This window comes from Aurantimonas coralicida DSM 14790, assembly GCF_000421645.1.
Lineage (GTDB): Bacteria > Pseudomonadota > Alphaproteobacteria > Rhizobiales > Rhizobiaceae > Aurantimonas > Aurantimonas coralicida.
On record NZ_ATXK01000001.1, the window covers coordinates 337033 to 355095 of the forward strand.

17 protein-coding genes are annotated in these 18063 nt (G+C 58.1%); 7 read left to right on the forward strand and 10 right to left on the reverse strand.

Annotated elements, in window-relative coordinates:
* The first annotated feature begins 400 nt into the window (after nt 1–400).
* The gene (locus H536_RS0101615) at nt 401–1423 is read left to right on the forward strand and encodes a helix-turn-helix transcriptional regulator (protein ID WP_024348807.1); all 1023 of its coding nucleotides are present in this window, start codon (nt 401–403) and stop codon (nt 1421–1423) included.
* Nucleotides 1424–1832: 409 nt separating this feature from the next.
* Here the strand turns inward: H536_RS0101615 and H536_RS0101620 are convergent, their stop codons facing one another.
* The 4 genes from H536_RS0101620 to H536_RS0101635 all read right to left on the reverse strand — a co-directional run bounded on the left by H536_RS0101620 (nt 1833) and on the right by H536_RS0101635 (nt 7237).
* The gene (locus tag H536_RS0101620; protein ID WP_024348808.1) at nt 1833–2804 is read right to left on the reverse strand and encodes a nucleoside recognition domain-containing protein; all 972 of its coding nucleotides are present in this window, start codon (nt 2802–2804) and stop codon (nt 1833–1835) included.
* Nucleotides 2805–2973: 169 nt separating this feature from the next.
* A complete protein-coding gene (locus tag H536_RS23065; RefSeq protein WP_155898346.1) occupies nt 2974–4143 on the reverse strand; it encodes a GGDEF domain-containing protein in 1170 nt (389 codons plus the stop codon).
* 235 nt (nt 4144–4378) lie between these two features.
* Complete coding sequence (locus H536_RS0101630) at nt 4379–5785, reverse strand: pilus assembly protein TadG-related protein (RefSeq protein WP_024348810.1); 1407 nt, start codon at nt 5783–5785, stop codon at nt 4379–4381.
* A 255-nt stretch (nt 5786–6040) separates the two neighbouring features.
* Entirely contained in the window at nt 6041–7237 is a 1197-nt protein-coding gene (locus H536_RS0101635; RefSeq protein WP_162142639.1) for an EAL domain-containing response regulator, read from the reverse strand.
* 255 nt (nt 7238–7492) lie between these two features.
* On the opposite strand from H536_RS0101635, the gene H536_RS0101640 reads away from it, so the two are divergent.
* The 4 genes from H536_RS0101640 (at nt 7493) to H536_RS0101650 (ending at nt 12159) form a co-directional block, all read left to right on the forward strand.
* Nucleotides 7493–8062, forward strand: coding sequence for a tyrosine-type recombinase/integrase (locus H536_RS0101640; RefSeq protein WP_024348812.1), 570 nt, complete (start codon nt 7493–7495; stop codon nt 8060–8062).
* Nucleotides 8063–8084: 22 nt separating this feature from the next.
* Nucleotides 8085–8966: a hypothetical protein gene (locus tag H536_RS24185; RefSeq protein ID WP_156421783.1), complete on the forward strand. Its 882-nt coding sequence runs from the start codon at nt 8085–8087 to the stop codon at nt 8964–8966.
* 187 nt (nt 8967–9153) lie between these two features.
* Nucleotides 9154–9408, forward strand: a complete 255-nt coding sequence (locus H536_RS24190; RefSeq protein WP_155898348.1) for a hypothetical protein — start codon at nt 9154–9156, stop codon at nt 9406–9408.
* Between the two features lie 189 nt (nt 9409–9597).
* Complete coding sequence (locus H536_RS0101650; protein ID WP_162142640.1) at nt 9598–12159, forward strand: hypothetical protein; 2562 nt, start codon at nt 9598–9600, stop codon at nt 12157–12159.
* 24 nt (nt 12160–12183) lie between these two features.
* On the opposite strand, the gene H536_RS25465 is transcribed toward H536_RS0101650, so the two are convergent.
* On the reverse strand, nt 12184–12519 hold the full coding sequence (locus tag H536_RS25465) for a DUF6626 family protein (RefSeq protein WP_373279276.1): 336 nt from the start codon (nt 12517–12519) through the stop codon (nt 12184–12186).
* 80 nt (nt 12520–12599) lie between these two features.
* Here H536_RS25465 and H536_RS0101655 point away from each other — a divergent pair, with 80 nt between their 5' ends.
* Complete coding sequence (locus H536_RS0101655; RefSeq protein WP_024348814.1) at nt 12600–13781, forward strand: hypothetical protein; 1182 nt, start codon at nt 12600–12602, stop codon at nt 13779–13781.
* Nucleotides 13782–14039: 258 nt separating this feature from the next.
* Complete coding sequence (locus H536_RS0101660; RefSeq protein WP_035694408.1) at nt 14040–14891, forward strand: hypothetical protein; 852 nt, start codon at nt 14040–14042, stop codon at nt 14889–14891.
* Nucleotides 14892–14898: 7 nt separating this feature from the next.
* Here H536_RS0101660 and H536_RS0101665 read toward each other — a convergent pair whose 3' ends face one another.
* The 5 genes from H536_RS0101665 to H536_RS0101690 all read right to left on the reverse strand — a co-directional run bounded on the left by H536_RS0101665 (nt 14899) and on the right by H536_RS0101690 (nt 18052).
* Entirely contained in the window at nt 14899–15906 is a 1008-nt protein-coding gene (locus H536_RS0101665; RefSeq protein ID WP_029702554.1) for a 3'-5' exonuclease, read from the reverse strand.
* Between the two features lie 60 nt (nt 15907–15966).
* On the reverse strand, nt 15967–16230 hold the full coding sequence (locus H536_RS0101670) for a hypothetical protein (protein ID WP_024348817.1): 264 nt from the start codon (nt 16228–16230) through the stop codon (nt 15967–15969).
* A 204-nt stretch (nt 16231–16434) separates the two neighbouring features.
* Complete coding sequence (locus H536_RS0101680) at nt 16435–17307, reverse strand: hypothetical protein (protein WP_024348818.1); 873 nt, start codon at nt 17305–17307, stop codon at nt 16435–16437.
* Nucleotides 17304–17588, reverse strand: a complete 285-nt coding sequence (locus H536_RS0101685) for a hypothetical protein (RefSeq protein WP_024348819.1) — start codon at nt 17586–17588, stop codon at nt 17304–17306. The genes H536_RS0101680 and H536_RS0101685 overlap by 4 nt, the downstream gene beginning before the upstream one ends.
* A complete protein-coding gene (locus H536_RS0101690; RefSeq protein WP_051141479.1) occupies nt 17585–18052 on the reverse strand; it encodes a DUF6641 family protein in 468 nt (155 codons plus the stop codon). The genes H536_RS0101685 and H536_RS0101690 overlap by 4 nt, the downstream gene beginning before the upstream one ends.
* Nucleotides 18053–18063: the final 11 nt, after the last annotated feature.

The following is an 18063-nucleotide window of genomic DNA, read 5'->3' on the forward strand; positions in this document are numbered from 1 at the left end:
ATTAAATCGCAGACGCATACCATTTATTATATTCTGCACGTCCCCGCAGTCTCCGCGCGATGGTGTTCTGAAGGAGTTCGCGGTCAGCGTATATAATCCGGCATTCCCGGAGCAGTTGGCTGAAGACGTAATACGCGAATATTCCTGCAATCTAGTCGCCGAGAGAACATCCGAGCGCGATAAATTTCCGCTCAACCAATGACTCCACCCCCGGCTACAGCCTAGCGGGAGCGGAGTGCTAATCCTGCAATTGCATTTGCATGATAGCTGGATTGGGAATTGCCTACCGTTCCTTTTGATGCTTCTTATAACGTGTAACGCTGAGGGCATGCACGTGATAGATGAGGCAGTAAATCGACTTTACGGGACAATCGACGGGTCTGTGGAATGGCAAAGTGCCATGCAAACGTTGATGGAAGCAACTCGTTCGGAGCGCATATCAGCAGCCTTCATCGGCAAAGATGGCTCCTACAGGGAGCTCACCGAGCCGTTCGATCCGGACGGCGCAATGTGGTTCCTGCGCGACTACGCAGACAAAGACGTACGGATTTCGCGCGTCATGCAAGGGCGGAGGGGGATACTCGATACCCGAGATTTGATGTCGCCTGAGGAAATCGCGAAGTGCCCCGTCCACAACGAGTTCTACCGAACTTATCCCGAATGCTGGAACACACTGGCCTGCACCATGGACGGAGAGAAATCACTATTCTTGCCGACCATACATCGTGGGGCAAACAAGGGTGAGTTCACGATGGAGGAGCGCGCGAAGCTAGAGATTGTTTCACAGCATCTCGCGCGCGTTATCGAGATCCAAGATACATTGTCAGCTACGACCCTATCCAAAGATGGCATCGTGGCAGCGTACGACGCGCTGGATGATGGCATCGTCATCTTTGACCAAACAGGAGCCGTACTGCATATGAATGCCTTTGCCAGAAGACTGGCGGCCGCGACCGATGGTATCAAGTTGCGGAATGGAACTCTCGTCGCAGCCGAACCGGTATCCGAGAAGGCGCTCTTGCGGATGATGGCGCTGACAATTCGGGTCGCGGCAGGAGAACTCTATAGTCTACCAAAGCCTGTCGGTATTCGTCGCCGATCGACCTCTCATCCATTGATCGTACGATCGTACGTCGTCCCAAATGGCAACCCAGCTAACAGGGTTGGCGTCATCAAGCTCCAAGAGCGATCTGCTTGGAATCGGCCCACAATCGAGACAATCCAAGCTGCGACGGGGCTTACGAAGTCAGAGGCCGCGCTTGGTCTTGCGTTGCTCGACGGGGTGACCGTGATGCAATATGCGAAGCGAAATGGACTTTCCGAGCATACCGTGCGTGCTCATATGAAGAACATGAACGCGAAGCTTGGCCTCACCCGTCAGGTCGAGGTAGTCGCTTTGCTGGCCCGGCTAGGAAGCGGCTAACCCGATTTCTCTGTACGTCCGCTCAAGCGCTCATAATCGCACCACGGCCGTGGTTGTGTATCTCCCTCTATGCGAGCTGAAACATTGCCAGGAGCAGGGAGGCCCAAAAGATCGCTAATAAAAGGACGACGCCGACCCAAGTCCAAAGGAAACAAGTCCGATCGCTAAATCGATACGACAAAGTACAGACCGTTCAAATTGCATTTCTAGCTGCAGCGTGTCTCCATTTGAATTGTGACCCGGTCGTTGGGAGCGACCGGGTCACAATAAGGACTGCCTAGCATCGATAAAATCCGTTGCGAAGCCCCCGCGTAAACTTACCCGAGCTTTTGCCATTGCCGCATAGCCCAAATTGGGTAGATGGAATAATCCAGCCACATTCTCAGATCGCATATTGAGGCTGACGCTCTCAACCGACCTGCGACGCTGAATGACGGAAAGCCCATTTCGCGAAGCTCCTTTCGGAGATGACTGCCGTCAGGACCGAAATTGCAGCCGTCGCCGCCACGGCGAAGACCAGACGGCCGACGAGGACGCCCATTGGATCAGCGCCGAGCGCGACTACGACCAGCGTGTCTTCAATGACGCCATGTGCAAAGCCCATGAAGACGCAGGCGAGAAATATCTGGCGCGGGGAGATCGCACCCGATCGCGCCTCGCGGATCAGCAGGCCGCCGCCATAGGAAATCCCAAGGAGCAGACCGACCGCGGTGAACTCTCCCGCCTCCCCGCGTATCCCGGCGAGCCGCAGCAGGGGGGCCAGTCCCCGCATCATCAGGTCCAGTAGCCCGGTGGCCTTCAGGATGTCCAGCATCCAGGACAGAGCCAGGAAGATGACGAGCATCGCGGCCATCGTCTCCAGCAGGCCGAGAAGGAAGTCCCCCCAGCCCGGCTCGACGTTCATCGGGATCCAGGCAGGATTTACCGGCGACGCTAACCAGCCGGTCGCCACGAGCAAGCGGTGCAGCAGGAAGGCGTAGAGGACACCACCAAGGAGGCGGAGGACCGTCGTGAGGATCAGCGCGGGCCCGGCCTTCTGGATGATCTTCTGCTCGATGGGTAGGCCGTGGGCAAACAGCAGAAGGGCCGAGAAGACGGTAATGTCGCCGACGCTCAGATCGGCGGCCGGCACCAGCACGTAGATCAAGGGAATCGCCCCCCAGATCCCGATCAGGAGCCCGCTCAACCAGGCAAGGCCCAGTTCCGGAGGCAGACCGAACACGTGCATCACCGGGCCTAATGCGGGTGCGATGGCCTCGATCACCCCCATTCGCGACAGCATCTCGGTAAGGATCGTGATCGGCGCCACGATCCGCGCGAGCACCCAGTAGATGGCGAGCGTCTCCCGCGTCTTGCGAAACATCCGGTTCAGAAGCGGCATTAAGGATCCCCTCGTTGTAGAGCCTTAGGCACTACGTATACGAAGAGGAATAGCAGTATCTACGCCCAAGCCCGGAGGCATGCAAAGAAAGCCGGGGCTTGGCAAGGAAGGAGCAGTTCAGCAGTTCTGTACAACGCTTGCGTAGTGGGAGCCCGTGCCCGCCTCCGAGCTAGCTCTGGGGTAGACATGCGGCAATCGGATCCCCGAGATAACCCTTCGCTCCCGAACGCGGATGCCGATATGCGCCAAACTGCCCGGTCACGCACCGATTCCTTCCGCGGCCTTTCGCGTCGTAGAGGCCCCGATCAGCCGCCGAGAAAAGCTCAGAGAAGTCTACGTTGCCTCCAATTTGACCCGCGACCCCTATGCTGACAGTGACGCTGATTTCATCCCGATGCATTCGATAGATATTAGCTTGCACAGCTAGTCGAATGCGCTCCGAAATCGTCAGTGCATCATCTGCCGTAGTGTCTGGGAGTAGGACAGCGATCTCCTCGCCACCGTACCGGGCTGCTAAATCCTCGGAGCGAATGGACGAAGCGATTATCTCGGCCACGTTGCAAAGAACGCGATCTCCCACGTCATGTCCCCACCGATCATTCACCAATTTGAAATGATCGATATCAATCATCAACAGCGCTACGGATCGGTCCGTGGTCCCCGCGTCTCCCAGTAGGGCTGCAGCAGCCGCGTCGAATGCGCGACGGTTAGCCAAGCCTGTAAGTGCATCTGTGGCAGCTTCCTTCTCCAGTCGCTGGGTGGCGTAGAGTCGGCGACCCTCCGCCGAGAGGAAGCTTCCCAGGACGATAATACCTATTGAATTCAGCATGCAGAGCGGTACCAACGATCCGACCAGCCCCGGTACTGGGATGAATGCGAGGACGAAGAGTACCGAGAACCCATGCAGAGAGCCGAATGCTGAGAGGAGTATGAGTTGGCGGAGAGTATAAGCCCCCCGGTCGAGCGGTATGTAACGGGCATATGCGACGCCGACTACAGTCGCAACGAGGATCGTCATGCACCCAATCGGTGCGCCAGCTCCACCAAGCCAAACGCGGTACGCAATTGCACAAATCGCCGAAATCACCGCAGCGGCCACACCGCCGAATGGTCCTGCCAACGTCAAAATAATGCCTCGGGCATCAATGAAGATACCCTCCTGCATCACAATCGGATCGGCCATTGTTGAAATGGCGCCTAGGCCGAACGTTAGGCCGACTATTACTCCTCGCGACGGAACGGACGAGACAGTTCTCGCTATGAAGCCGTATGTGATGGACACAAGCGCGAGCATGGCTAAGCCATGGATCATCGTGAGAGGATTCGTGAGTGCCTGCAAGTGCCCATCTTCCGGAGTAACAGATGATAAATTTCACAAATAATAAATAAATATACGGAAAATTTCATTAGAATGCCGCCTTGCCGCGAAAACCCTATGATCAAAACCACCCTTCAAATTTAAATGCATCTTGGATAGGAAAAATCTCTATTATATTAATTATTCTGCGCATTTCGCTCGCCGTAAAATAAGTAATTCAAATTCGGCGCCAGGAGGAGTGTCGAGGTGCTCAATGTTACATTGCCAATGCGATATTACCGCCGACCGGGCCGACGCCGGCCGGGACCGGCACGTCGGAATCGGCGTAATTGGCGTTGAGCATCAGACGGACACCCGCGGTGACTGCGATTTCGCTGGCGACGAGTGCAGTCCAGTCGGAGAACTGGCCTACATTCGCCTTGCAGCCGGGTGTCCCCGCGCCAGCGCCGCCGCCCCCGCCGTCGCCGTCATCATCATCATCATCGTCGTCGTCGTCGTCGTCGTCACCGGCGACCGCCACGTCGGGATCGCATACGCCATCGGCATTCTTGTCGCCGCCGATCGTCAACTTGTCATTCGGCAGGTAGATCGTTCCGATCATGCGCTTGGCGTTGTTGCTCTCGATCTTGAAGTCGCGGGCCTTCTTTTTCTGCGAGTCGGCATAGATCAGGACACCGGCCATGGGGCCGTCCTTGGCCGCTGACAGCGAAATCATCGAATCGTTTTTCAGATCAAGGCTGGATTTTTGGCCGATGAAAACGAGGCTGACATCATCGCCGGTCAGTTCGGTTCCCTTGTCGAGTTTCACCTTGGCGTCCCAGAAGATGTAGGTACCGGGCTGCAGGGTGATCTTCGAGCCGCTGACCTGAAGCTTGCCGCAATAGGTGCCGGGCCACAGGATCTGGTTGTTGTTCGAGATCTTCTGGTTCTTGTGATCGCATTTCGTCGGGACCGGCGGAATGCGCGAGGACAGGGGATCGCTGACGGCCGGGCAATCGGTCAGCGGCAAGGGCTCGTAGTTCGACTCGATCCCTTCATAGCCGCCGGAGGAGCAGGCGAGTTCGCTCGAAAGCTTCGCCACCTTGGTGACCGACAGGCCGCTGGGATCGATCGAGTTGGAATAGACCGCGCAATCGGACGCCTGGACCTGGGCATTGCCCGAAATGTCGATGGCCTTCTTGCCCTCCTTGGTGAGGGCGATCGCGCAGATGCGGCCGCCGCCGGCAATGCGCGCCGTGGCGCTGGCCGTGAGTTCGCCGATCGCGCCGGTCAGGTCGGGCATGGGCAGCGACTTGCCGAAATCCTTGTTGAGGGTGACCGTGACTTCGGTGGAAATGGCGGATTCCGCGGCGGTCGCATCCGATCGTCCACCGATCTTGACGTCGATCGTGACGCCTTCGGCCTGATTGCCGAGATTGGTCATGGCGAAGGAATAGGCGACGCTCTTCAACACCTCCGGCCGGCTGTTGGCCATGTAGAGCTCGCGCGCGGCCGCCAGGGCGGCGCTGTCGGCGGCGCTCTGCAGGCGGGAATGGGCGGAATGAGCGGTCGAGAGATTGACGACTCCACTCATCACGAAAATCAGGAGCGGGGTAAGCAAGGCCACGATGGCAGCGACATTTCCATTGGTCGAGGCTGCGAAGGCATTCAGACGTGGCGTCAATTCACGCTTCCTCTCATGAGGAGTTCACTCACGTTGGGATTTTTTGCACATGGTGGTTTAGGATCGAGTGAATGCCGTCGTTCGCATTTGATGCTCAGGTGTTTTGGCAACGATGTCCGCCGGTGCCCGTCCCTGCGTCCGTATATCGCGGGAGTTGCGTCGGCGGCGATCGGGACTATTTTGTGGTTACGCAACTCGTCGAATGATTTGTGCGGTCCCGCCGCTGGCGTGAGATAGGTCGGCGGTGCCAACGGCTCAGGCCGAACCAACCTCTCGCAGAGGATGCGAAAAATCGGTCAGAGCGAAGGCGTCCATGGCTGGTAGCGGCCTGCTGTAGAAATAGCCCTGGACAATGTGAATGCCGGACTCGCGCACGATCTGTAGTTCATCTGCCGTCTCGACGCCCTCGGCCACCACCGACATGCCGAGATCGTTTGCTGTTGTCGCTGCGGTTTTCAGGAACCGCCTGGAGATCCGATCCGTCGTACTGGCCTGGACGATGGACCGGTCGATCTTGAGCTCGTTGAAGGGACATAGGCGCAGCAGGGAGAAATTGGCGCTGCCGGTGCCGTAATCGTCGATGGAAACGCCGTAACCGGCCATCCGGGTGCGTGTCAGGATCTCGATCATGTCGGCCATCGAGTGCGGCAGGGCCTTCTCAGTCAGCTCGAACACGATGCTGGAGGGGTCGATCCCTCGCTCGGTGGCCAGTTCGAACAGGTGTGGCATGACCTGCGGTACCTCGATGACCCGTGCGTCGAGATTGATCGAGGTGCGGTGGAAGACGCCCCGGGCGCGCCATGCCGCGATGTCGTCCATCACCCGCGTGGCGATCGCGATCGTCAGCGCGGGCAGGTCGGCATCGGTGATGCCGGGATGGAAGACCGCGGGGGGGCCGAGGATCGTGCCGTCATCGGCCTCAAGACGGATCAGCGCTTCCAGTCCGGCCATGGACAGCGACCTCGTGTCGATCTGGGGCTGATAATAGGGAAGCAGCGTTCCGAGCGTCACGCCGGAAGCCTGGGTATCGCTCGGATCGAGCGACGGAGGTCGTTGCGGGGCGCGCGCTTGGCAGGCTTCCAGCATGGGCACGAGATCGGAAATGCGGATCGGTTTCTTTAGCGAACCGCAGATGCGCACCCCGAGCATCTCGCCCATGCGTCTGGCCGCATCCAGAATTGCCTCGGATTCGCCGCTCGACAACACGACACTGCCCGAATAGGCGAGTTGGCCGAGGCTGCGCAGATAGGCCAGTCCGTCCATCTTCGGCATGTTCAGGTCGAGAATGATGATATCGACGGGTTTGGTTGCTGCCTGGAGAAGCCGCAATCCCTCGACGCCGTCGCACGCGGTCGAGACAGCGTGATTGTCCAGCGACAGCACGACGCTTTCGGCCACCGCCAAGAATACAGGGTCGTCGTCGACTACTAGAATGTGATGCGCAGTCGCCATGGTGCCTCCAGCGAGGACAACATCCATTCGAACTAGCTAAGATATAATTACGATCAGCGGAAGCGGGGTTCACCGGCCGTGAAACTGCCGGTGAAGCAATTGTCACAGAACACACATTACCTGACGTTTCTGACGCCTACGTCGATAACGCCTTGATCCCGCAGAAGCTTCCGGACCCCCTCTCCGACGCTCGCCCTTCGCGCTGGTTGGAAACATAACGAACGGCACGATGAGGATGCCTTTCGTGAGGTTTCAATGAAACAGGCGCGCGTGCTGACGGATGTGGAATTCAAACGGCTGATGGCTGTGGTGGCGCAGGGCCGACACGCCGCGCGCAACCGGCTCGCCTTCATGCTTTCCTACCAGGCGGGCCTTCGCGTGGGTGAGATCGCCGCCTTGAGGGTACAGGATGTCATGAACCGTGACCGCACCATTCGCGATCAGCTGCGCCTGAGCGCGGCGGTCACCAAAGGTGGTCATGCTCGAACTGTGTTTCTGAATGACCGCCTTCGGAGGGAGATCGAACGGTTCCTCGACAGCTTCGTACCAGCCCCCTCCCCGACCTCGCCGCTGCTGGTCACACAGAAGAGCACGGCGTTCAGCGCGAACACGCTGTGCCAGCTCATGGGGCGGGTCTACCAGGCTGCCGGCCTTGACGGCGGAACCAGCCATAGTGGGCGCCGATGGTTTATCACGAGGCTTGCCCACTCCGGAGTCAGCGCTAAAATCATTATGCAGCTTGCCGGCCATAAGAACCTCGGCACCACGCAGCGCTACATCGATGTGAATGACGAGATGATGCGCGCAGCTGTACAGTCGTTGTGATATAATCGCCACATGATTTTTGGTGTTTCAGATGTTTTATCATGATGTCGAAGGCCTTCGCAAAGATATACTGAATTCTAATCTGCTTCGCTTGCCCGAAGAGATCGAAACCCAAATAACCTCGATCGCCCCTGCGATACCTGATGGGCTCACGACACTCTACAAGCCCAAACAAACATTTTCGAGCACCGTTAAGCCTGCCGCGGAAGCAAGAGAATTATTTGAGGTAAAAATCCGAAACGGTTGGGTTGACGAAGACCGCCTCGAGCAAGGCTTGTCCGTGATGAAGGAGACTGGAAAATTTGAGCTTTCCGCTTCCGATCGAGAGCGTGCATGCACGAGAGAGATAATAATACACACCACACGCCTTCGGGCTCTCGAAAACGAAAGGGATACTGGCTTTTCCCGATATATTCGTGACGAGCGGCTACAAAATTATCTGAGTACTTTATCGCCCTTCGACCTTGCAGCACTTTCGCAATTTCTGGACTCAATTGAAGGTTGGGCTGCACCGTGCTCCGATATCTGGCAGAGTTTGCTCCGAAGAATTGTCATCGGATTGCACGGTGGAGCCATTTCCAACTTAGCGCATCGCATATACTATTTATGCAAGTCGTATTTGAGGTCCCCACCAAGATACATCTCGATTGCTGAAAAGCGTTATCAAATACCCATTTCAGCAGCGCCGGTTGGCGTGAGCATTCCTGTTTGGAAATGCGCGCACTGGCTTGCCTCAAAGGCCAGCCCTGAAAACCCCTTCATCTTTGCAGTCAATTCGACTGTTCGCGATCGAATTGTCGGTTTGAATGCAGTGATGCAGTACGCGGCGAAATGCTCGGCTGGAGGCAATCAAGCTCCAAGCGCGACTCTATCAAGCCGAATGGCATTCGCGATAACCCTCTGAGTTATTTGATTTTTCGTCAGAATTTTTCCATCTAGGTTCGAGAATCGCCAATCGGTAGCTTGAAGCCTCCTTAACCGCGATGGAGGCGCTCATGACCTGAACTCTTGCTTCTTCACCGCCGGCCTGATCTCGAAGCCTGGAAGCTTTGGCGGGTCGGTTCCATTCAACCCTTGTTTGGGAGTAGCCAATGGCTGTCCTAACGAGACCCATTTATGCGCGTTTTCCAACGGGCGATTTGATCCCGTTGAATGACGCTCGCGGACTGAAGGTGCTGCCCGATGGGCGTGTCGTTCTTCCGAGCGGTGGAGATAATCCCTTGATTATCTTCGATCCTGATATCTTCGACGGCGTGTCGCGCGACGATGTTATCAGGACACTGCAGCAGATTCTCTTCGACATCGCAAGAGGTCTGCCGGTCACAATGCCAGATTGGCTCAAGTGATCTCAGGCCCGGGCGTTTTGGCGCCCGGGCTAGCTTTTATTGATTTGGTGTAAAACTCCCATTGGGGCTCTCTACGAGCCTACACCACACCGGCTCTTTCCCAACGAAAAAATGAAATTTGTCATGGTGTCTTCCGCTGCGTCTTCGAGCGCGTCGTCAGCCTCGGCATGTCCAAAGCTCGTCGCTCAGATGGGCATCGACGCCGAATGGGTGACGAGAACCGATCCGCTTGATGGCAGTCCTTACAACCAGATTCTCAGCTACCAGGCTGTCCTTCATTTGGAGGGACAGCGGGTGTCGCTTGTCGTTTACCCTAGGGGAACGACGAAGTCTCATCGCCTCTCTCTCAGTGGCTTGTTGAAGCGCCTAGTTCGTCTCGCGATCAAAAAGGGCACTCTTCCGCGCCTGCCCGACCGGCTGGAAATATTCGGCCACTTCCTACGAGCCGACCTTCCCACGTTTTCAGATTTCTGGCCTCGAAAGCGGGAGTTCGATGGGTTTGGACGCACGTTTACTGCCAAGTCGTTTCGTGAGTCCATCGGACAAAATCTGTCCGACGATACCGAGGGGGAGGATGCACGGCGTCATTCCACCGAAGTGATTTTCTTCCGACAGGGCAAAGCGCCTCCGCACATGGTTCTTTGCCGTTTCGTGGACACCATGCTGTTGACGCCCGGGCGCGCCGGTTTAGCGGTTGCTGCGCAGTTGGTTGGCATGCAGAAGATTTCCCTCCCGGAGGGCCATTCCATCGATCGGATGGATAAGCTTCTCCGGGACGATAAGCCGGCGTTCGAACGATACGCGCTCCACGATGCTGAGATCGCTCTCGAATACGGTCTTCGGATGAAAGCGATGATGACCGGTGCCGGGCTGGGCCGTTTGCCAACCACTCTCGCTGCTGCAGGTATCGGCCTTCTGAGGAGGAAGTGTCGTGAGGACGGCATCAACCTCAACGATGCGCTCGGCTTGGAGGTCAGGAGCGAGACCAAATTCCACGAACGAACGGGGCGTTACCGAACCCGTAAGTCCGTTCATGCTTCCCCGCGCCGTCAAATCCTTGAGGAATTCGGAGCCCTTGCCTATCAGGGTGGTCGCGGGGAGAGCTACTGGTTTGGGCCTACGCCCGTCGGCACCTACTACGATTATGACCTTCCCGGTGCCTACACCACCGCCATGTGCGCCTTGCGGGCTCTCGATTATGATGCGTATCGGTGGACCCGGGATCTCGATGATTTTGAGGCGGATACCGTCGGAGCTGTAAGGGTTCGGTTCCGGTTTCCGTCTGGCACCCGATTCCCCTGTCTGCCCGTCAGGATCGACGACAAACTCATATTCCCCTTGTCCGGCACGAGCGTTTGCACGCCGCCAGAGATCGTTTTGGCGCGATCCATGGGCGCTGAGATGGATGTTCTAGACGGCGTTGTTATTCCCTACGTGGACGATCATCCGATCTTTGGCAGTTTCATCCAGCATGTTCAGGCCGAGAGAGCCCGGGCGGGGAAAGGCACCTTTGAGGACAAAATCTGGAAGGAAATCGGTAATAGTGTCTACGGCAAGCTTGCCCAAGGCGTGAAGCAAAAGCGGGTCTTTGTTCCGCGGTACGGCCGCTACGACGAGATGCCGCCCTCGGCGATTACCGCCGCCTATCCCGCCGCGTTCGTCACCGGCTTTATCCGTGCAGTCCTCGGGGAAATCCTCAACGGTGTACCTGAAGATCGCACAGTTGTCAGTGCTACCACAGACGGTCTCCTGACGAACGCGTCGCTAGCTGAACTAAACGTCGATGATCCGTTGTGCCGCGAGTTCCGCCGGCTCCGTTGGCAGACATTCGGTACCGATGACATCCTCGAAGAGAAGCACCGGGTGGCGCAGGTCGTCGCGATGAAGACCCGGGGCCAGATCACGGGGAAAGCCATCGACGGGCATCCGGTGGTCCTGGCTAAGGCGGGGGTCAAACCCGATGTACCTCCGGACCAGCATAACGATTACATGCTCCGGCTTTTCTTCAATCGGGAACCCGATCAAAGGCATGACCAGCTTTCCCTGATCGGCTTCTACGAGATGTGGAGAACCGAGAGCGATCTGGTGGCCCTCTCTCGCAGTGTTCGGTTGAACCTTGAGTACGATTTCAAGCGTCGTCCGCACCGGGTCGGCGAGTACGCTGTCCGGTTGGCAGGGCCGGATCTGGTACCTTCCTGCGCGGGGGAGCTGCAAACGCATCCGTTCGACCGGATGCATGTTGCTTTCGATACGGTTCCCTATGATACGGCCGATGACGCCGTACGAGCGATGGAGCGCTTCCGAGGCTGGACCCGTAGCCACAAGCGGCTCCTGCAGACGCAGGCCGATGTCGCTGCTTGGCGGGCCTACGAGAGTCTGTTGGATCGTGTCCGCGATGCTAAGGGCGTAGGGGTTCGGTCAGACGGATCGTATGGCTATCTGTACCGCCAGTTTCTTCGAGCGTTGGTTCGGGATGAGTGGGGACTATCCATGGATGGACGGACCTACCCCTCAGTCGTGAACTGGCTTGTTGATCGAGGGTTCGAGAGCTCCGTTGATGACCTGAAGAATGCCAAGCGACCAGGTGCCCGATTGCTGGAACGGTCCGTAATCGTGGACGACACAACGATCCCCCTGCTCAGGGTGATTGTCGAGGAGTTTCCGGATCTGGTGCTGGAACAGATGATAGATCCCGCGTATCTCGAACTGGCATACGAGGCCCTGAATCTACCGTCAAAACGGTGTTCATAACGGAGCCGGCGAAGCCGGCTCCGTTCAGGTTCTCGGCCTGTCGAGAGACTCGGATTCTGCTGTTGATATCCCTGCTCGGGTCCGATGTGCGCGGATCAGCCCACGCGTCTCTATATGCAAGCGTAATCGTTGCCCGAGTCGCCGGAGAAGTTCACGGTCTTCCGGTTGGACGGCTATCCCGGCTTGACGTCGTAGCCGTCCTTCCAAGGCGATAAGCGTACCAATGCCGGGTTCTCGCCCCTCGGCTAGGAGATGAGAATAATATCTCTTGCTCCGCCCAAGCCAAATCTCTGAAAATTCCAACTGGGATCTTGCGAATTCCGCCGACGAGAGCTCCCTATATACATCTGATATCTTCACAACAGCCTCCCCATACCGACAGTATATTTATGTCCACCGGTACTGTGCTTTATAAATAGCAGGAGAAGGAGGACCTTTACATGACGACGATGCTAGAATTACGCGCGGCGATGATGAGCGGCAATTGTTTCAAAGCGGAAGAACGGCGCCAGATCCGTTGGCTGGCACCCGGCATGGAAGCCCAGCGCCAGGTCGTCCTGAACGCGATGGGTATGATGCACGACCTCTCCGACCGCCTACGGGATTGCGGCGAGGATGACCGTTGGGGCGGCGTACAATATTGCCGCGTCCCTACGTGTCCCCGCTGCTTCATGCGGCTTCGCGCTAAAGAGACGGGCAAGGCCATCAAGCGGGACTTCGAGAGGGCGACTAACCAGCAGCTGGCGTTCTTCACGATCCTCCTGCCGCTGACTGCCAGGATCAGCGATGTCGATGGGATCATTACGGCGGAAAAGACCCGTCTTCGCAATATGTTCGCGCGCAAGCGGCGTGCCGATGCTCGTTGGAACGCCGTTCATCTGGTCAGCTGGTGGGAGATGGACCGCACCACCCCGGAAGAGCTGGCGGAGGCCAAGCGCAACAGCGGGCTGTTCTACGAGCAGATTGGCGCGCCGTTGATGGCGATGCCGGGCCGGACACTATGGCGTCCGCATCTGCATGGGATCGTCCATCTGGGCGACATGCCGGCGGCGGTGTTCGCAGAGACACTGCGCGGGTATGGGCACGGTGCAGCGTATCAGGTGGACGTACAGGAGTTCGATCCAAGACGGCCCGTGGAAAGGAACATCCAGAACGTCGTTCGGTATGCCCTGAAGTTCCGCATCGAAGCCGATTACAAATGTCTTCGCGGGCTCTCCTATGCGGAGACGGAAAAGGCCGAACGGAAATCAGATGACGACCGGAATTGGTGGAGCCCGCAGGACGTCAGGAGTTACACGGAATGGCTGGTGCCGAAGGGCCGCAAGCGTTCGCTGCGCTTCGTCATCAACAAGAAGGAATCACCGGTAGAAGCCAATGTGGGAGTGTCAAACGTGGTGGAGTGGGAGGACGTTGATAGGATTAGGTATGAGGATATTATACAAGATACTAACTGGCCTATGGGAGGATCCGAAGGCTTCGATTCCCCACAAAATGATCACGATACGGTCGTCAGCGAGCGTTGCGAAGCCTTTGCAAAATCCGCAAGCGTCCATGGCATGACGTCGGCGGGCGCCTCCGCCCAATCTCAGCTTCGTCCCCACTACGCGGGATGGTTAGGATGATGTCGAACCCGAACGGGAAGCCATGTCCCCTCCCCTACACTGCGGCTCGAGGAGCTCTATCAGCGTCAGGAGCATGTCATCCGCTGCGGTGGCAGATGAAGCGCACACGTAGTAGCTCCCTGAAGAGGCCGCAGCCAGTGAGCATCAGTGGCTTCCGCCCCGCGACGGCAAGAGTTTATAGCATAAACTCTGCCGTCGATCTCTCCGGCCAAGGGTTCAGGCTGTAAGCTGGGCAAACGATAGCGAGGAGTGCGAAGATTGGTGAAGCCGGGCTTTCTGGGTGCTCCGGATATTCTTGCTTGGCTAGCCGGCGTGCAACCCGCATGGACCGCACTGGAATTCGAGAGCTTCAACCTTCTGCGTCGCGAACCTGATGAACCGGACATCGCTGTCCGCTTCTCGGATGGCGTCTCGTCTCCTATCGCGCAGAACACGATGCGTTTCCTATCGCAGTTGATCGACGGCGCTAAGCTGACGGTGACGGGCAATCTCACCCGAGCGTTCGTCGCCGAGGTTCTCGATGATCTGGACTGGCCAGACTTCGACCGGGAGGAGATGTTTCGTCTTCACAAGGTGATCAACGAACCGGATTGCCTGCCCCTGCATGCGATGCGGATCTTTTGCGATCGCGCGGGATTGGTCCGGGGCTACAAAAAGCAGCTGCGCCTGACAAAGGCCGGGAAGCAGTTGGTGTCATCCGGCGATCTGGGTGAATTGAACCGGACGTTGTTCCTCGCGACTTTCTGGAACACCAACCTCGCCTATTTCGATGGCCTTCCCCTGGGGCCTTGGCCGCAGTCGGACATCGGCGTAGCGCTCTGGTGCCTTTCAGTCGCAGCCCACCAATGGCAAACACCGGCGCATCTTGTTCGAACGGCCACCATTCCCATCAACGGGATTATCGAAGCTGCTGGAAGCAGAGACATCGCGGGACCGATCTTCGAAGCCAGGGTTCTCCGCCAACTCTCATGGTTCGGACTTCTCGATGTGGAGACGCAACCCGATCCCATCTACGGGTTCCTCAAACGGCGTCGGTACCGGAAGAACTCTTCCTACGATCAATTTCTGTCCTTCGACGTACGGTTGGAAGGGCAGGACCGCCTCCATTAGGATTGCGCTACGCCTTGAACCGCTCACAAGCCGTCAGCCGTTGCGCGAACAGATCGACATCGGCGCGGTAGATCTCTTCGCGCAGGAACTGCATCTCCATCGCGTGATCGTCCTCCTCGATCTCGACCCACCAGCATTTGGGCATGCCGTCTGATCCATCGTTCCACCGGTAGCCGCGCGCTTTCAGGACATCCTTCAGGTCGAAAGGGCTGCCTTCGGCGAACAGCCGGAGCCGGGTACGCGATGCAGACCTGACGAGTTGCTGGAACGCGGCAATGCCATCCGTTCGAGGCGCAGCCGCCAGCACTTCCAAAAGGGCATGGCAATCATCAACCGCACGATGGCCGTTGTGAAACCAGCCGCATTGACCAACGAGGTAGGCAAGCTTGCTGCCTTCGAAGCCCAGAGCGCCCCAGTCCACCTCTGACACGGAACAGGCCCACGGCTTGATGTCGAAGCTCGGGGCAAAACGCTCGCAAAAGGGACGGTCGAATTTTGCATTGTGCGCGATGACCAGGTCGGCCGGTTCGATGAATGCCGCGACCGCCGATAGATCAATGCTACGGCCCGCGACCATGTCGTCGGTGATGCCGGTGAGCCTGGTGATTTCCGCGTTGATCGGGACGCTGGGCTCCTGCAGCTGAGAAAAGACGTCGATGACCTCGTGTATGCCTCCGTCATCGTAGGTGAAGGCCACCATGCCAAGTTCGATGATCTCATCTCGGCGACGATCGAGGCCCGTAGTCTCGGTGTCCAGGATGATACCGACGCGCTCGCCTGGATTAAGCGCGTAGTTTTCCCGGATAGGACGCGGTTCGAGTTTGCGCAGGATGCGGTAGCGTCCGGTTCGTTCAAGCTGTTGGGCGAGCGCTTCCTCGTTGTCCGTTAGCCCCTCCCTCGGCGTGGGCACGACCAGCGCATCGGCAACGGGTTCCGAAGGCGCGGCGTTACTCGAAGGAGCTTCATGGAGCTCCGCAAACAGATCAGTTTGCCGCGCTGCCTGCGGTCTGTTCATCGCCGCCATCGTGGCCTTCCTGTTTCCTGCTCGGGCCGTCACGTAGTGTGCGGTCAGCGGTCAATGGAGCTGGTGGTCGGGAGACGACACGAAGGCGAGAATGCCTTCGTGCTGGACCGCCGATTTGAACTCTTCATATGCGGCTTCGTCTGTCGCGAACGCATCATCCCAAACCGTCGATGTGTTGACGCTGTCGACGACTTCGAGCCACCAACCTTCGTCATCATCGGCCACTCGGAAGATGTTCACGGTGACAGTGATCCCATCCTCCGTGAAAGTGCCCGTGTAGGGGGAATATTCGATGTCTGGGTCGCGGTCGGTCATGGCTCAACCATCTGCTGAAGGCGCCAACATTATTCCGGTGAACAGGCCGACGCTACCCAGCAAGACGCCCTCCACTCGGTCAACGATCATTCGGTATCCAGTATCAAATCCGGCTCGTGCCGCGTCAGGAGCGCGTCGTCCGCTGCGGTCGTGACGGCTACGCTGCTCGGCAGCATAGCCAGCTTTCGAGCGCGTCGTTGACGCTTACAGGGTCTCCACGGCGTATATTCGGCAGTCGGTCAGTCCGTAGCGTCGATCGTTGGTTATCAGCGTGAGAGTGCCGCCGGGAGCGATCTGGTAGTCTAGGTTCTCGGTGTAGGCGGGCCTGGTTGAAATGGCCTCGCGAAACCGATTGCTGCCGACGCAGGAAAACCAAAGCCGCCGGATCGCGACCGGCGTATCGTTGGTGATGTGCAGGAGGTTGTGCCCGCTATCTCTCGGCTCGAACCTAACCGAGGGGATGAACGCGGGCATGCGCCGGAAGTCCGCATGAGCCACGCTGCAGATTGTACGGCCGAGGTCATATCGGTTGGGATCATTTGGATAGACGTTGGCGATTTCCGCACGCGCGATCCCTTCGTCGGGAGCCAGCCAATGTCCCCAAGATACGGTCTTCGTCCACAGGCTCTCCACAGGGTGGCCGTCCGCATAGATGGCCTGGCATGCGATGCTTGCAGACTGAAGCCAATGGACGCTTTCGTTACTGACCGAGACGGTGATGATGCCGCCAGAGACGGATTGCTTGATCGCAATGGGGATGTTTGCGGTCAGGCGGATGCGCTCTGACGTTGGAATCACGCGGTCGAAGATCACCTCGGATTTCCACATGGCGATCATAGCGAGCGCAATCACCACGGCACCGAGATAGCCGCCGCCGAAATGCGTGAGCGCTATGGCGAGCATGATCGCGCTGCCCGAGATGAAGCCGTAGATGATGACCCGCACGGGCTCCACGTCCGTATAGGCGAGAAGCAGGAACGCCGATCCGCCAATCAGTCCGAGAACGCGGAACTGGGCGACCGCCATGACAATGGGGAACGCCAACACCTCAAAGACAAGATCGGCGTTGCGCTTCAATGCAGCTGCCTTTGCAGATCGGCGAGCGAGATGCTCGTCTGCGCGCCGCCAAGGCACCAACTCAAAATCATCTGGTTCGCTCGGGAGGCCGCGCGTATGGCCATCGCTACATGCAACAGGAAGGCTTGGCGTTCATCGTCAGCGACCTGCGTCTCCGCTAAAGTCAGGGCCAACCGATGGCCCGTCTCGTTGACCAGGCCGAGGTCTTCCAACAACCTGCGGTAACGGTCCAATTCGTCCCTGCTGGGGCGCGTCAGCGCGCGCCCCTCGATGATGGTCAAGTTGCCGTCTTCTTGCGCAGCATCTGGCCCCTTGCCTCAGCGGCTGCGGCCAACTGCGCATCAAGCTCTCCCGCCTGTACGGCCTCGATGAGCGTGTCGATAACTGCCGGGATCTTCTCGAACTCACCGACTTCGATGGCGTTCTTATCCTTGGCCAACTCGATCACCGTCCCCGCGTAGCGCAGGGCAAAGAAGGTCTGGCCCGCAGCGTTCTCGAACCAGCCGGCCCGGAAGCGCTTGCGCGTTTCCATCTGAATGCGCTCACCCGCCTCGTTCTTGCGCCACACCATATGCGTCGGTGCATAGGCCTGCCCGGCGATCTTGGCCTCGGCCGCGCGCTTCTGCTCCGCGAGGGCCTCCATCACCTTGTTACGCGTGCGCTTTACGGGATCGGCCTGTGCGGCGACCGGCTCCGCGCTGGTCAGCTTGAGTGCCTTCAAATGTGCCATGTTGTTGTTCTCCAAGACGTCGTTTC

Coding starts and splice junctions, on each gene's coding strand:
- H536_RS0101640 (WP_024348812.1), top strand. CDS start 7,493: ATGAAACAGGCGCGCGTGCTGACGGATGTGGAATTCAAACGGCTGATG.
- H536_RS0101670 (WP_024348817.1), bottom strand. CDS start 16,230: ATGACCGACCGCGACCCAGACATCGAATATTCCCCCTACACGGGCACT.
- H536_RS0101665 (WP_029702554.1), bottom strand. CDS start 15,906: ATGAACAGACCGCAGGCAGCGCGGCAAACTGATCTGTTTGCGGAGCTC.
- H536_RS0101615 (WP_024348807.1), top strand. CDS start 401: ATGCAAACGTTGATGGAAGCAACTCGTTCGGAGCGCATATCAGCAGCC.
- H536_RS0101620 (WP_024348808.1), bottom strand. CDS start 2,804: ATGCCGCTTCTGAACCGGATGTTTCGCAAGACGCGGGAGACGCTCGCC.
- H536_RS0101635 (WP_162142639.1), bottom strand. CDS start 7,237: ATGGCGACTGCGCATCACATTCTAGTAGTCGACGACGACCCTGTATTC.
- H536_RS0101655 (WP_024348814.1), top strand. CDS start 12,600: ATGACGACGATGCTAGAATTACGCGCGGCGATGATGAGCGGCAATTGT.
- H536_RS24190 (WP_155898348.1), top strand. CDS start 9,154: ATGGCTGTCCTAACGAGACCCATTTATGCGCGTTTTCCAACGGGCGAT.
- H536_RS0101650 (WP_162142640.1), top strand. CDS start 9,598: ATGGGCATCGACGCCGAATGGGTGACGAGAACCGATCCGCTTGATGGC.